The sequence below is a fragment of the Caballeronia sp. LZ003 genome, assembly GCF_031451465.1.
Classification (GTDB): domain Bacteria; phylum Pseudomonadota; class Gammaproteobacteria; order Burkholderiales; family Burkholderiaceae; genus Caballeronia.
Genome location: NZ_JARUXJ010000003.1, coordinates 595,397 through 609,330, shown reverse-complemented (window position 1 = coordinate 609,330; position 13,934 = coordinate 595,397). Strand labels below are relative to the sequence as shown.

General features: G+C 62.6%; 13 protein-coding genes. 8 read left to right on the top strand and 5 right to left on the bottom strand.

All coding sequences use genetic code 11. The annotated features are described in order from the left end of the window. Positions 1 to 43 precede the first annotated feature (43 nt). The 3 genes from QCE79_RS20415 (at position 44) to QCE79_RS20405 (ending at position 3,493) form a co-directional block, all read left to right on the top strand. Positions 44 to 2,266 carry a TonB-dependent siderophore receptor gene (locus QCE79_RS20415; protein WP_309847389.1) on the top strand — a complete coding sequence of 741 codons (2,223 nt, stop codon included), beginning with the start codon at positions 44 to 46 and terminating at the stop codon, positions 2,264 to 2,266. Between the two features lie 60 nt (positions 2,267 to 2,326). Next, positions 2,327 to 3,013, top strand: a complete 687-nt coding sequence (locus tag QCE79_RS20410) for a Fe2+-dependent dioxygenase (protein WP_244831132.1) — start codon at positions 2,327 to 2,329, stop codon at positions 3,011 to 3,013. A gap of 99 nt (positions 3,014 to 3,112) precedes the next feature. After that, positions 3,113 to 3,493, top strand: coding sequence for a TraR/DksA C4-type zinc finger protein (locus QCE79_RS20405; protein ID WP_244831131.1), 381 nt, complete (start codon positions 3,113 to 3,115; stop codon positions 3,491 to 3,493). An 11-nt stretch (positions 3,494 to 3,504) separates the two neighbouring features. Here QCE79_RS20405 and QCE79_RS20400 read toward each other — a convergent pair whose 3' ends face one another. Next, entirely contained in the window at positions 3,505 to 4,389 is an 885-nt protein-coding gene (locus QCE79_RS20400) for a LysR family transcriptional regulator (protein WP_309847385.1), read from the bottom strand. Between the two features lie 144 nt (positions 4,390 to 4,533). Between QCE79_RS20400 and QCE79_RS20395 the strand changes: the two genes are divergently transcribed. The 3 genes from QCE79_RS20395 to QCE79_RS20385 all read left to right on the top strand — a co-directional run bounded on the left by QCE79_RS20395 (position 4,534) and on the right by QCE79_RS20385 (position 6,709). Then, on the top strand, positions 4,534 to 5,001 hold the full coding sequence (locus QCE79_RS20395) for a cupin domain-containing protein (protein WP_309847383.1): 468 nt from the start codon (positions 4,534 to 4,536) through the stop codon (positions 4,999 to 5,001). Between the two features lie 171 nt (positions 5,002 to 5,172). Beyond that, the gene (locus tag QCE79_RS20390; RefSeq protein ID WP_309847382.1) at positions 5,173 to 5,712 is read left to right on the top strand and encodes an ester cyclase; all 540 of its coding nucleotides are present in this window, start codon (positions 5,173 to 5,175) and stop codon (positions 5,710 to 5,712) included. A 70-nt stretch (positions 5,713 to 5,782) separates the two neighbouring features. Then, entirely contained in the window at positions 5,783 to 6,709 is a 927-nt protein-coding gene (locus tag QCE79_RS20385) for a LysR family transcriptional regulator (RefSeq protein ID WP_244831127.1), read from the top strand. An 18-nt stretch (positions 6,710 to 6,727) separates the two neighbouring features. On the opposite strand, the gene QCE79_RS20380 is transcribed toward QCE79_RS20385, so the two are convergent. The 3 genes from QCE79_RS20380 to QCE79_RS20370 all read right to left on the bottom strand — a co-directional run bounded on the left by QCE79_RS20380 (position 6,728) and on the right by QCE79_RS20370 (position 10,286). Continuing rightward, entirely contained in the window at positions 6,728 to 8,575 is a 1,848-nt protein-coding gene (locus QCE79_RS20380) for an FUSC family protein (protein ID WP_309847379.1), read from the bottom strand. Between the two features lie 156 nt (positions 8,576 to 8,731). Continuing rightward, positions 8,732 to 9,520 carry a hypothetical protein gene (locus QCE79_RS20375; protein WP_309847378.1) on the bottom strand — a complete coding sequence of 263 codons (789 nt, stop codon included), beginning with the start codon at positions 9,518 to 9,520 and terminating at the stop codon, positions 8,732 to 8,734. Between the two features lie 76 nt (positions 9,521 to 9,596). Continuing rightward, positions 9,597 to 10,286 carry a hypothetical protein gene (locus QCE79_RS20370; RefSeq protein WP_250467827.1) on the bottom strand — a complete coding sequence of 230 codons (690 nt, stop codon included), beginning with the start codon at positions 10,284 to 10,286 and terminating at the stop codon, positions 9,597 to 9,599. A gap of 320 nt (positions 10,287 to 10,606) precedes the next feature. Between QCE79_RS20370 and QCE79_RS20365 the strand changes: the two genes are divergently transcribed. After that, positions 10,607 to 11,269 carry a response regulator transcription factor gene (locus tag QCE79_RS20365; RefSeq protein WP_244831123.1) on the top strand — a complete coding sequence of 221 codons (663 nt, stop codon included), beginning with the start codon at positions 10,607 to 10,609 and terminating at the stop codon, positions 11,267 to 11,269. Then, positions 11,266 to 12,582 carry an ATP-binding protein gene (locus QCE79_RS20360; protein ID WP_309847375.1) on the top strand — a complete coding sequence of 439 codons (1,317 nt, stop codon included), beginning with the start codon at positions 11,266 to 11,268 and terminating at the stop codon, positions 12,580 to 12,582. Before QCE79_RS20365 ends, QCE79_RS20360 begins: the two co-directional genes overlap by 4 nt. A gap of 154 nt (positions 12,583 to 12,736) precedes the next feature. Here QCE79_RS20360 and QCE79_RS20355 read toward each other — a convergent pair. After that, a partial coding sequence (locus tag QCE79_RS20355; RefSeq protein ID WP_309847374.1) for a type VI secretion system baseplate subunit TssF occupies positions 12,737 to 13,934 on the bottom strand: 1,198 nt, incomplete at its 5' end.

The following is a 13,934-nucleotide window of genomic DNA, read 5'->3' as shown; positions in this document are numbered from 1 at the left end:
GCGTCAGCGACACGCATGCGGTCGAAAAAATTTGAGGAACGACATGTTGAGGAAAACACCGCTTGCCGCGGCGTTGGCCGCGTTTACCGTTGCGCCGATTGCGGCGCCGCTTTACGCGCAAACCGCCCCGCAAGTGACGCAGACGACCCAGGCCGATGCCCCGGTGAGCAACGCATCCGCACCGGAAACCGCCACGCTGCCGGCGGTCAAGGTCACGGGACAGGCCGATCAGCAAGCCGACTTCCAGCCGGAAGTCTCGAGCGTCGGCGCCAAGGTTCCGACAGCGCTGCGCGACATTCCGCAGGCCGTCGTGGTCGTGCCGAAAGCAGTGCTGCAATCGCAAGCGGTGAGTTCGTTTTCCGACGCCTTGCGCAATGTGCCGGGCGTAACCCTCGGCGCGGCCGAAGGCGGCCAGATCGGCAACAACATCAACCTGCGCGGCTTCACGGCGCGCACCGACATCTATCTCGACGGCTTCCGCGACCGCGGCCAGTACTATCGCGATACCTTCAATCTCGAATCCATCGACGTGCTGTATGGCCCGTCGTCGCTGTACTTCGGGCGCGGTTCCACAGGCGGCGTCATCAATCAGGTCAGCAAGCAGCCGAACCTGAAGCCTCGCGCCGATGTTTCCGTGCAAGCGGGCACGCACGACCGCTATCGCAGCACGGTCGACATCAACCAGCCGCTCACGGATACCTCCGCGTTCCGTATCAACGCGTTCGGACAGGATCTCGGTTCGACCCGCGATCAGATGAAGAACAAGGATTACGGCGTGGCCCCGGAAGTGAAGTTCGGCATCGGTACGCCCACGCAGGTGACCTTGTCCGCGCTGATCCAGCATAACTACGATCAGCCCGACTATGGCATTCCGCCGCTGAACGGCCATCCCGCGCCGGTCGATAGGAAAACCTTCTACGGCTTCACGGACGACCGCACGATCCAGGACGTGCAGACGGTGAACGCGCGTGTGGAACATCGCTTCAACGACATGTTCACGCTGCGCAACCAGACGCAGTTCAGCCACTACAGCACCGAGGCGCGCGCGACCAACGCAGCGGCCGTGCTGACGGGTCCGCTCGGAACCTCGACCGCGCTTGCGAACGGCAACTACACGGCACTGCCGCTGTCGTCGCTCTTCGTGCGGCTGCAGGGCAAGGACCGCAACATCAACGATCACTCGGTCTATAACACGACCGATCTTCAGGGCAAGTTCGCAACCGGCTTCCTGAAGCACGACATGCTCGTCGGCGTCGATCTGAGTCACGAGACCTACAGCAACCAGAGCTTCACGGCGACCACGCCCGGCCTGCCTTCGAATACGCTCGCCATCGTGCCGCTCGTCGATCCGGCATACGTGCCGCGCCCGGCGAATTATCGTGAAGTCGCGACGAATCTGGCCGAATCGAGCGCGAACGGCATTGGTCTTTATTTGAACGATACGGTGTCCATCGGCGAGAACTGGAAGTGGATTGGCGGTGTGCGCTGGGACCGCTATGAAGCGTCGATCAACAATTCGATCAACGCGCCCGGTTACGCCACGCAGACCAACTTCTTCACGAGCGTGCGTACCGGCGTGGTGTGGCAGCCGGCCGACTGGCAATCGTATTACGTGTCGTACGGGACGTCGTTCAACCCGTCGCTCGAAGCACTGACGCTCACCAACAATCAGCAGAACACGCCGCCTGAAAAGAACCGTTCTTACGAGGTCGGCTCGAAGTGGGACTTGCTGAACGGCGGCCTTTCGCTGACGCAGTCGCTCTTCAACATTGAGAAGACCAACGCTCGCACGCAGGTTTCGACCGGCGAATACACGCTCGATGGCGACGTCCGCGTGCGCGGTTATCAGTTGGGCGTCGCGGGCCACATCACGAAGCAGTGGCAGATGTTCGGCGGCTACACCTACATGGACGGCACCGTGCAGAAGGCGCTCGACGGCACGACCGGCAACACGCTCGCCAACACGCCGCATCACATGCTCAACTTCTGGACGACCTACGACTTCACGCCGGCATGGCAGATCGGCGGCGGGCCTTCGTATGTGTCCTCGCGCTATGCAGCGAACAACAATCTCGTTCAGGTGGGCGGATACGTGCGCTGGGACGCGATGGCCGCCTATCATCAGAAGCGTTACGATATCCAGTTCAACGTGCTGAATCTGACGGACAAGCGTTACTACGACGCGCTGATCCCGTCGGATGGCGGACGCGCGGTGCCGGGCTACGGCCGCACCTTCCTCGCGACGTTGAATTACCGCTTCCGTTGATGTGCCTGCGCGCGCCACGCCGAATCAAGGCGCGGCGCGCGCAGTTGAAAAGTCAGAACGATGATCCTCTCCATACCCGGCGTTCTCACGCCCGAAGATGCCGCCGCCATGCGCGCACGGCTTGAAGCCGCCACGGACTCATGGGTCGACGGCCGCGCAACCGCTGGCTATCAGGGCGCGCCGGTCAAACATAACCGGCAGATCGCGGAAGGCTCGCCCATTGCGCATGAAATGGGCGACGCCATCGTCGGCGCGCTCGAACGGCATCCGCTCTTCATCAGCGCGGTGCTGCCCAATCGCGTGTATCCACCGCTCTTCAATCGCTACGAAGGCGGCATGCACTTCGGCAGTCATGTCGATGGCGCAATCCGTATCGTGCCGGGTCATGGCGCACGCGTGCGTACCGACGTCTCCGTCACGCTCTTCCTGTCCCGTCCCGAAGACTACGATGGCGGCGAACTCGTCATAGAAGACACGTATGGCGTGCAGGAAGTGAAATTGCCCGCGGGACATGCGATCGTTTATCCCGCGACGAGCCTGCATCAAGTACGGCCCGTGACGCGCGGCGCACGCGTGTCGAGCTTCTTCTGGGCGCAAAGCCTCGTGCGCGACGACGCTCAACGCGCCCTCCTCTTCGATCTCGACAACTCCATTCAACGCCTGAACGCCACGCAAGGCGATGAAGCCGCAAAGCGAACGCTGGTCGGCTGCTATCACAATCTGCTGCGCATGTGGAGCGAGACCTGAGCGGCCCTGCTTTTGTAGGAGCACGGCCACGAACAAGTTGCCTTGACAATGCCGACTGCCGAAGCGTACGTTTGATGAACACTTACTCGAGGCACCATCATGGCCACCGACGAAAACGGCTTGAGTGACGAGTTCATCGCAAAGCAGCGCGAACGTCTGGAAGCATTGCAGCGCGAATTGCTCGGCAACGAAGAAGGCACGATTGCGAGCGAGCGAAATCTACAGGAAGAACAAGGCGCCGAAGCCGAGGAATACGAAGACGACGCACAGCGACGCGAGCAATACGTATCGAATCAGGCACTGCGCAACGTGAACGACTTGCGTATCGCCGACATCCAGCGCGCGCTGCAAAAAATCGAGGAAGGCAGCTACGGTCTTTCCGACGAAAGCGGCGACCCCATTCCCAAGGCGCGCCTCGAGGTCATGCCCGAAGCCATTCTCACCGTCGCCGAGCAGAGCAAGCGCGAAACGGGCCATTGAGGCTTTGCGCGTCAGGCACTTGCCGTGAATGCTTCGATCAACGCGCGTACCCGCGCGGGCCGCACACGCGAGCCCGGCAGCACGAGATTCACGGCAAGCGGCGCGGGGCGGAAATTCGCCAGCACTTCGACGAGCGCGCCCGCCGCGAGATACTGACGCGCGAAAAACTCGGGCATCTGCGCAAGACCGATACCGAGCAACGCGGCCTCCGCCAGCGCCTCGCCGTGACTGATGCGAAACGGCGCTTGCGGTTCCACCGATACCTTTTCTCCGTTCTCGATGAATTCGAGCGGCCGGTCGCGCCCGTTCGTCGGCAGACGAAACGCAATCAACGTGTGATGTTCGAGGTCCCTCACCGCGCGAATTCTTGCGTGCCGCGAGAGATACGTCGGGCTCGCACACAACACGAGCGCCTGCTCGTCGATCTTTTGCGCAATCAGCGACGAGTCTTCGAGTTCGCCGAAGCGGATCGACGCATCGAGTCCTTCGTCGGTGAGACTCACGCGTCCATCGGAAAGACGCAGATCGAATTCGAGTAGCGGATAACGTTCGCGCAGACGCGCGAGCACCGGCAACACGACACGCACGCCATAGCCTATCGGTGCGCCAATGCGCAGCACGCCTGCGGGCTCGTCGTTGTCGCTGACAGAGTCCAGATCGAGCGCTTCGATTTCTTCGAGCAAGCGCGCGCTTTTCGCAAACAGCGCGCGTCCTTCTTCGGTGAGCGTGACAGCGCGCGTGGTCCGGTGAAACAGCCGCGCGCCGAGATCCTTTTCTAAGCGTGCGACGCTTTTCGCCACGGATGAAGGCGCAAGCCCGAGTTCACGTGCTGCTTGCGCAAAGCTGCCGTGGCGCGCGACAGCAGAAAAATTAACGAACTGGCTGAGATTCTTCATGGCGTCATTCGCGACAGATTAGCATGAAAGACGTGGCACGGCTGCCCCCAATGCATGGCCGATATTCGCTTAGAGTAGCGCGGTGAGAGCGATTTCGGCCCATGTCTCATTAGTACGTCATACGAACTATATGGAGAATTTTTCATGTTCATGTTGAACGATAACCCGGTCGAATACGATTTCGGCGGTTCCCGCGCTCGCCTGCTCGTGTCCGGCAATCATACGGACGATGCTTACTGCATGCTGGAAATGTTCTCGCCTGCCGGACGCGCCACGCCCATGCATCGTCACGAGAATGAGGAAGAGACGCTGCTGATGCTGGAAGGCGAACTGGAGGCCATCGTCGATGGTACGCGGCATCGCTTGCTGGCTGGCTCGACCGCGGTGCTGCCGCGTGGCTCGCGGCATCAGCTCATCAATTCCGGCGCGCAGACAGCCCGTTATCTCGTGATCTGCACGCCCGCAGGCTTCGACCGCTTCGTCGATGCTTGTGCCGATGCGCAAAGCGGCCAGGTCGTCCCGCACGACCCGACCGACGCGGACAAGGCCCGCATGCGCGAGGCCGCGTCGCGCTTCGGCATCACGCTTTATCCGCCGGCCGCGAAGGCTTGAAGACGCGCGGCACTTTTTGGTTTCGCAGAAGAATCATTCAAGAGGCAGACCCATTATCAAGCGACATCGATGAACGCAGAATGGCTTTCATGCAAGGCGCATTGCAAGCAATAACCGAGTCCGCGTTGCGCCGCTTAAACCTCATACGAACAGCCATTCACGGAGAACATCATGTCGCTCTTACGTATCGTGTCCGCTGCCCTTGGTGCAGCACTTGTTGCAAGTGCGCTGCCGGCGTCCGCTGCCGATAACCTCGTCGAGCCGCAGACGCTTATCGTCGACAAAACGCTGTCGAAGCAGCAGGCGGCGCGGCAGATTCACGCGGCCCGCACCTACGACACGTTCTGGACCACCGGTGACGAAGCGCAGGCACGCGCCGCGCTCGCCGACGACTTCACGGACCGCACGCTGCCGCCCGGCCGCCCGCAGGGCATTGCCGGGCCGCTGACTGCATCGAAAACGTTTCATGCAGCCGTGCCGGACGTCCACGCTTCGGTCGAACAGATGATCGTCACGGGCGACCGCGTCGTCACGCATCTGCACTTCACGGGGCATTTCACCGGCACGTTCAACGGCGTGCAGGGCAACGGACAACCGGTGGATTTCATCGCGACCGATATCTACCGTATCCGCGACGGCAAGATTACCGACAATTGGCATCTCGAAGACAACCTCGCTTTCCTGCAGCAACTCGGCGTGGTGAGCAAATAAGGGCGCGGGTATGATACCCACGCGCACCTCGGCGCGATCGTCCCACCTACCAAACCTGGAGCGGCAGCGCGTGGATAATCTGGGTGACATCCGGCTCTTCGTCGAAGCAGCGGCGCTTGGCAGTCTTTCGGCGGCCGGGCGCAAGCTCGATCTATCGCCGGCTGCGGCCAGCGCGCGGCTCGTGCGACTCGAAAGCGCGCTCGGCGTGCAACTCTTCGAGCGCACCACGCGCAGTCTGAGACTGACCGACGAAGGCCGCACATACCTGTCGCACTGCCAGCACGCGCTGCAAACACTCGACGACGCCCACGCCGCGCTGCACGCCGGACGCGCCGTGGTGAGCGGCAAGTTGCGCGTCTCGGCCACGTCGGATTTCGGCCGCCATGTCCTCACGCAATGGCTCGACGCCTTCAACGAGATGCATCCCGAGGTGAGCATTGCGTTGGTGTTGTCGGACTCGCTGTCGCATTTGCTACTCGACGATATCGACCTCGCGATCCGTTTCGGCGTGCCCGCCGACAGCACGATGATCGCCAAGCGCATGGCTCCGAACCGTCGCACGCTATGCGCGTCACCGGCTTATATCGAGGCGCATGGCAGGCCAGAGAACGTCGCGGCGCTCGCTCGGCATCGCTTCATTTTGCTGAGTTCAGCTGCTGGCGTGGCGAACGAATGGCGTTTCATGCGCGACGCCCACAGCGAGAATTTCACCGCGCCGCTCACGCATGCACGCGAGACGAACGATGGCGCACTCGCGCGGCAATGGGCGCTCGAAGGACACGGTGTGGCGATGAAGTCCATATGGGACATCGGCGCGGATCTGCAGGCTGGCAGGCTCGAGGTTCTGCTGCCCGAATGGCGTTGCCCCGACACGCCCGTGCATGCGTTGTTTCAGCGGCGTCAGTACATGGCGCCGCGCGTGCGTGCGCTGCTCGATTATCTGAGCGCCAAATTCGCGGATGCGACGCGAGACCTCGCGCCTTATCTCGACAATTAACCGCACGTGCCGTCTGCCTCAATGGAAGCCGATTCGCGCCCGTAACGAAGCAAGCGTGCGCCACGTGACGGAGATATCGCGGCTGGCTTGCGCATCGCGAATGCGTGACGCAAGCATCGCGACGGCGCCATCGAGCGAGACGAGCGCATCGCTGGTGCGGGTATCGATAGGAAGCGTGTTGCGTATCGGCCGTGCATAACGCGCGCGTACGCTTTCCAGCCGCGCCATCACCGAGCCGAAGCTGTGTTCGCTGCCAGCATCCTGTCGCGTATCGGAGCGCTCGCTGAGCATGGCGCGCACGTTGTGGACGCAGCACTGCAAGGCTCCGGCGATCTGCTCGTAACGCGGCTCCCAAACAAAGACGCGCTGAGGACGCAATGCAACGCGGAAGTCGTGCCATTGACGATCCAGCGCTCTGACTGCGGCGGCGGCACGTCCCTGGTTTTCATCCGCATTGGCTGAAGCCGCGCTCACGCCTTCGATCAAGGCATCGACCACGCCGACGAAGCGCGCCTCGATATGGCTCGTGGTATCGAGCGGCTTGACGGTGAACGCGGCGATCAAGGCGGCGAGGCATCCTATGGCCACTTCTTCGATCCGCAGTTCGACGAGCGGTTGCACGGCAAGGCCGAGACCGCCATAGACCAGACCCACGAGCACGGTGATGAAGAACACGCCCGGCCCGTATGCGCTCATGATGAAGTACGCCCAACCGAAAACGCAGAGCAGCATGGCGGCTGCAATCGCGGCGGGCTGATCGTGCAGACTCGTCACCAGAAGCGCGCTGACCAGTCCGCCCGCGAGTGTTCCGGCAATGCGCTGCATGGCGCGATACAGCGTGTCGCCGCGCGAACGCGTACCGAGGAACACGACGAACACCGTGATGACGGCCCAGAACCAGCGCTCCGACGACAGCACGTGACCCGCGAGCATGGCCATCAGCGCTGCCGCGCCCGTGCGCAAGGCGGGCAGCCACGAAAGGCTCGTGCGTAGCTGGCTCATGTCGATTCTCTTGCGCGGCGGCGGCGCGTTCCTGCGCTTCGAATCCGTCGTTTCGATGCCTTCGAGCTTCGCAATCGCCGAGCGGAAGGCGCTTTCGCGTGCGGGGCGGCTCGTTGCATCGAAGACATATTGGCCTGCGGCGACTTCGAGTTCCACGAGCGCTTCGCGCAGCGCGCCGGCGTCGTCCGGGTCTAGAAGCGCGAGCCGGTCTTCGAAGGCGATGGCCGCTTCGTTCATCGAGGACAACGCCGTGTGCGTGCGCCCCACGCGGTGCGTTTCGCGGAGCACGTCTCTTGCGCGCAAGGCGACGGTGCGAATCGCCAGTTGTATCGCGGCAATCCGGCGTTGCGGCACGATTCCGCGAGCGACGCACACGATCACGCACGGCGCCACCATCGACAGCGCGAGGATCAAACCAGCCTCGTTCGACGATGGATGCAGATACACGCCAAAGTAAAAAGCCACGATGCCGATCAGCGCGCTGCCAAGCGCTCGAGGTCCGCAAGCCTGCACCAGCATGCCGGCGAAGAGCAGCGCGATGAACACCGCATCGGCGACGAACGGCACGACATCGAGCGCGGCCGCCGTGGCGAAGCTCGACACGGCGACGAGATAGAGGGAAGAGAGGGAGACTAACCAGCCGTGCAGCGTGTGATCGCGCAAGAACAGCGGGGCGATCATGCAGAACAGCACGGCTAGTCCGGCGACCACCGGCGGTGACCCGAATCGCGCGGCCACTTCGGTGCAGATGAAGACGCTAATCAACGTGGCGAGCGTCGCACGAAGCGCCGTGACGAAGCGCGCGAGGCCGGGATCTGCTACGAGCAGGCGGTCAGCCGCTCGTCGAAAGACGATCGCAATCATGGGTCGACATCCGGTCGGAGATCGGACACGGCTTTTGGCCGGCGCCGATGCAAAGGGACAATGCCGATTCGTCGTCGGCCGGGATCGCCGGCACTCGGACAAATACGGGTTTTCCCGGATGATAGCGCGTCAAAATTCTTTTTTGCGTGACTCACGTCACGGATACGCCGCTGCCTTGCGCTTATCGACTCGATCCGTGATCCACACAGCCGCGACCATGGCCACGATGAGAACGACCGAAGCCGTGAAGCGGCTGAAAGCGAGTCCACCCTGGTCGACGGGTTTATCGAAGAAATCGCCCAGCGTGGCGCCGAGCGGCCGCGTCAGCACGAACGCGAGCCAGAAGAGCAGCGTGTGGGAAATCTGCGTAAAGAAGTACATTAGGCACACGGCAAGCAGCAGCGTGCCGAAAATCAGCGCGCTCACTTCGTAGCCGAGGCCGAGACCGCCGCGATCGTCGCCTGCGAGCCAGTCGCCGACGGCGGTGCCCAGCGTTTGCGAGAACAGGATCGTGATCCAGTAGAACCATTCGGCGCACGGTGTGGTCACGCTCGACACCGCGACCGTTCCTTCCACGCGATACCAAAGAAAGATGCACAGCACCAGGCACACGACGATCAACGAGACGCCGCCCGGATAACCGAGCCCAACGGAGCGATCGGCAAAGTCGGCGAGCGTGGTTCCGAGCGTCGTGGTCGCGACGATGGTGATCCAGTAGAACGACGGATGGAAGCCCTTCGCTCGCACCTGCGCCATGACGAAGCCGACGAACAGGATCGCGAAAATCGCGGAGCCCACCAGATAGCCGAGATTCAGCGACATCGTGACCCAATCGCCGCCCGTCTCGCCGAGCGTCGTCGCCGCGATCTTGATGAGCCAGAAGCCGAGCGTGACGGCCGGCACCTTGAGGTCGTGTCGGTCCTGCGTTTCCGTATTGATTTGCATGTCGAAGTATTCCGTGAGAGCCGTGAGTCTCCGCAGAATAACAATCGATTCCTTAGCGGACGCTTAGCCCCGATGATCAGATTGCATCGAACGGACGCTCCCAGCCAAACGCTCGCACGCGTTCGAACGGTCTTTCGAGCACGACAGCGCCACGCGCTTCGCCCGGCAAGAGCAGCGGAAGCGTATGCCATGTCGTCTCCTGCGCGGCCCGCTCTTGCAGCGATCGCACCTCACCGCGTTCCGCGCGCGCTCGTGCGGCTGCGAACAAATCCTTCGTATCGCGCGGCGCGAACAGATTCGGCGCTATCTTCAGCCCTACTCTGTCAGCCGCCATCGCAATGACGATCCAGATACCGCAATAAGCGATGTCGACGCCGACCGACTGGCCATCGCGCAGATTCGCCACCACGATGCGTTCCTCGGGCCCTTCCTCCAGCTTCACTTCGTGTTGCCGGCACGCGAGTACCCCGGAAAGCAGCAGCCGAAGCGTCGCCCGTCCGACGCCGAAGCGCCGTCCCACCGCCGCGTTTGGATGAATGCGCGCGCGTTTGCGCTCGGCGACCGTGAGCCAAAGACCGACGTTCGATGCGGACACGAAGCGGAATTCGGTAGGCACGAGCCAGAGCGCGAGTTCGCCCGGCGCGGGGAGCCGTTCGAACATGACATTCGACTGCGAGAGATCGTAATGTTCCCAGGCCAACGGGCGGGCGAGAACGGCGGACGGCGGCCGTCGCGGGGCTTTTTTCGTGGGCGCGGTGGTGGTCATGTCTGTCTTATGGGCGAACGGGCGGGCGATGATTCCGTGCAGAGCGACACCGTTGCAGCCGAGACTTAGCTCAAGCTTAGGATTTGGCGGCGATGCGGGTTTTCGCGGATGGCATGACCCATCGAGCAAACGATTCGCCTGGTCTTTTATTCCTAAGCACCAGCTAAGTCTACGCTTCGAGACTTCAGACTCAGTCAAGAAGACGCATCCTCCATGCCGATGTCCCCATCCCCCTTCTCACTCGGTGTAAAGTCGCTTTTGCCGCCCTTTTCGCAGATGTTTTGCGCGCGGGGGGGAAGGTGAGCCCACGGAGAAATGGCATGAGGGTGTTGCTGGTCGAGGACGACCGCATGATCGGCGAAGCTGTGCAAGACACCCTCAAGGACGGCAGCTACGCTGTCGACTGGGTGCGTGACGGCCGGCTTGCGTTGACGAGCCTGGAAACGCACAGCTACGACGTTGCCCTGCTCGATCTGGGCTTGCCGGGCAAGGACGGCATCGACGTGTTGCGCGCGGTGCGGGCCGGCGGCAATCTCGTTCCGTTACTTATCATCACCGCGCGCGATGCGGTGGAAGAGCGTATTCGTGGCCTCGATGCAGGCGCGGACGATTACATCCTCAAGCCCTTCGAGATGTCCGAACTGCTCGCGCGGATGCGCGCCGTGGTGCGGCGGCGCAGCGGTCAGGCGGCGCCCGTCATGTCGAACGGCATCATCTCGCTCGATCCCGCCACGCGCGAAGTCACGGCCGCGGGCAACGTCACGCGTCTGTCGAGCCGCGAGTTTGCGTTGCTTCAGGCGCTCATGCTGCGCCCCGGCGCCATTCTCTCGCGCACGGAACTCGAAGACCGCATCTACGGCTGGAATGAGGAAGTCGAAAGCAACGCCGTCGAATTCCTGATTCATTCGCTGCGCAAGAAGCTCGGCGCGCAGGCGATCAAGAATGTGCGCGGCGTGGGCTGGATGGTCTCGAAGCAGACATGAACCGTTCGCTCCAGTTTCGTTTGTCGGCATGGCTGTCGGTGTTGATCGTGGCGATTGCGCTCATCGGCGGCTTCATCGCGTTCAAGACGGCTTTTCACGAGGCGAACGAGTTGCAGGACGGGCAGCTCAAGCAGATCACCGCGCTCGTGACGCCGCGCAGTCTCGCCGTCATGCGGCGCGAAACGCTTGCCGATGTGCCGGGTGTGGACTTCGCATCGAAGATCGTGATTCAGACACTCGATGAACGCGCGCCGCTCGCGCTCTCCGCCGACCTGCGGGACGGCCTTCAGTATGCGAACGTGGCTGGCCTGCGCTGGCGGATCATCGTGAAGACGCTCGAAGACGGCGTGCGTGTCGTGGTCGGACAGAAGACCACGGGGCGCGACGAGATTGCGCGCAACAGTGCGCTTGCCACCGTCATTCCGTTCGGCACGCTCGCGGTGGTTTTGCTCATCACGCTTCATTGGCTCGTGCGCCGCATGTTTCGTCCGCTCGCGCTTTTGGCGGGCGATCTCGATCAGCGTCCCGAGCACGATCTCTCGGCGCTCACGGAAGATACGGTTCCTTCCGAGATCACGCCGTTCGTCGTGGCGATCAATCGCCTGCTGATCCGCGTGGACATTTCGCTGGCGATGCAACGCCGCTTCGTCGCCGATGCCGCGCATGAACTGCGCTCGCCGCTAACGGCGCTTTCGTTGCAGGCCGAGCGCCTCGACGCCTCGGAGATGCCCGCCGCCGCGCGCGAACGATTGTTCTCGTTGCGGCGAGGTCTCGCGCGCACGCGTGCGCTGCTCAATCAGTTGCTCACGCTCGCGCGCGTGCAGGACAAGACCGTGGGCAAGCCGAGCCGGCTGCGTGTACAGGAAGTTTTTCGCAACGTGCTCGAGGATTTGATGCCGCTTGCCGAGGCGAAGCGTCTGGACATCGGCGTGTCGAGTACGGAGGATGACGTGGTGATCGACGTGCCCGAGGCCGAGCTTTCGATCTTGCTGAAGAACCTCGTCGATAACGCCATCCGCTATACGCCGGAAGATGGGCGCGTGGATTTATCGGCCGGCGTGATCGATGGCCGCGCGTTCATTCGCGTGGAGGACTCCGGCGCCGGCATTGCGGCGGAAGAAAGGGAGCGTGTGTTCGATCCGTTCTATCGCGTGCTCGGCACGGATACCGAAGGCTCGGGTCTTGGTTTGTCGATCGTCGCCACGGTGGCGGCGCGGATCGGCGCGGAGGTTGTGTTAAGGGATGCGGAACCGCATGGGCTGGTTGTGGTGGTCAGGTTCGCGGCGGAAAGGGAAGTGCGGAGAGCGGCTTGAAGCGGTCTCTCACGCAAGTACGGACAGTGTGCGACGAAGCCGTCGTCTACCGGCAGCGCCACGCCACAATTCCAGACAACACAGGTATTGTGCAAGCCGCCGGCAGACGACGCGGGCGACGACCGTAGTGATTGACGCGCTGCGGTATCGCGAATCAAAATGCCGCCCCCTCGAACTCCATCACCGGATACACGGTCTGCTTACCCTCGACGTCCAGCACCAACCGCATCGCATGATGAAAACTTGCATAGCGGCCCACGAACCGGCTTAGCACATCACCGAACAGCGCTGCGTCACCCGGCCCGTCGAATGCCCTAGCGTCGAGGCGCACGTACACGCGAACCTCGCGTCGCATATGTCCTTTGCCCACCGACTCATGCTCGGCCAACCACACATCTTCGATAGCATCGATGCGCCGCTGAGTACTGTCGTCAGGCGACCAGTCGTAAAGCTCCAGCGCCTCGCGAAATGCCGGTGCGCCCACCATCCCGATCATGTTCAATTCATTCGCGCCGCCCGCCGTGAAATGGCCGAGCAAGCGCCAGTCGTACTCCGGGTGATGGCGCGGCGGATACAACGGCAGCGTCGGCGCGCTCAGGTTGCGCACCGACGCGATACCGGTAAAGCCCGACACTGTCTCGGTGATCGTCGCCTCGGAAAGCGCCATGCGCGGCAAGCGTCCATTGTTCGCCAGTGCCCTCACCGTCAGATGGCGATCCGGTTGCGGACGGTTCTCATCGTGCGCAGCGTCCGCGTGGAGACGCTCCCACAACTGCCCGGAGAGCGTCAGCCAAAGCTCCCGGCCCGTCACGCCCAAACGCATCGAGGTATGGAAATAGCGCTCTGGCTTCTCGTACTGCAGCGTCCAGCCGCGATGGCGAAAGCTCGTGAAGGCGCTATATGCGTGACGTGCGCTGTCCTCCGGATCTGCGGCGGTCACTGCGAGCACGTGATACGGCTCGACGTGCCCCGCCACGCCGGGTTGAACGCGATGTTCGCGATCATGCCAGTCCGTGGGTCGCAGCGGCAGCGCATCCACTTCGAACAGGTTGATCACTGGTGTGCAGAACAGACGGAAGCTCTCGCGACACACCGGATAATCGCCCGGTACGCGCCCGCTCAGTTCGATTTCAAACGTCATCTGCGATTCGCCCGCCGGCAGCATCGAGGCGTCGAAGCCGCACAGATCGACGAAGTGAAATTTTTGCGGAAACACGAAGTATTCCAGCAGCGTCTGCTCGCGATCCAGCGTGCGGTCGCGCTCGGGCTCGGTGACCGGCCACAGCCGCGTAGTCGGGCCAAAGCCCGCCCCTTCGAATTGAACGCCCTCGAGCGGCTGCAACTCGCCATTG

Bases quoted from the DNA above. Each gene is read 5' to 3' on its own strand.
- QCE79_RS20415 (WP_309847389.1), top strand. From the start codon at position 44: ATGTTGAGGAAAACACCGCTTGCCGCGGCGTTGGCCGCGTTTACCGTT.
- QCE79_RS20410 (WP_244831132.1), top strand. From the start codon at position 2,327: ATGATCCTCTCCATACCCGGCGTTCTCACGCCCGAAGATGCCGCCGCC.
- QCE79_RS20405 (WP_244831131.1), top strand. From the start codon at position 3,113: ATGGCCACCGACGAAAACGGCTTGAGTGACGAGTTCATCGCAAAGCAG.
- QCE79_RS20400 (WP_309847385.1), bottom strand. From the start codon at position 4,389: ATGAAGAATCTCAGCCAGTTCGTTAATTTTTCTGCTGTCGCGCGCCAC.
- QCE79_RS20395 (WP_309847383.1), top strand. From the start codon at position 4,534: ATGTTCATGTTGAACGATAACCCGGTCGAATACGATTTCGGCGGTTCC.
- QCE79_RS20390 (WP_309847382.1), top strand. From the start codon at position 5,173: ATGTCGCTCTTACGTATCGTGTCCGCTGCCCTTGGTGCAGCACTTGTT.
- QCE79_RS20380 (WP_309847379.1), bottom strand. From the start codon at position 8,575: ATGATTGCGATCGTCTTTCGACGAGCGGCTGACCGCCTGCTCGTAGCA.
- QCE79_RS20375 (WP_309847378.1), bottom strand. From the start codon at position 9,520: ATGCAAATCAATACGGAAACGCAGGACCGACACGACCTCAAGGTGCCG.
- QCE79_RS20370 (WP_250467827.1), bottom strand. From the start codon at position 10,286: ATGACCACCACCGCGCCCACGAAAAAAGCCCCGCGACGGCCGCCGTCC.
- QCE79_RS20365 (WP_244831123.1), top strand. From the start codon at position 10,607: ATGAGGGTGTTGCTGGTCGAGGACGACCGCATGATCGGCGAAGCTGTG.
- QCE79_RS20360 (WP_309847375.1), top strand. From the start codon at position 11,266: ATGAACCGTTCGCTCCAGTTTCGTTTGTCGGCATGGCTGTCGGTGTTG.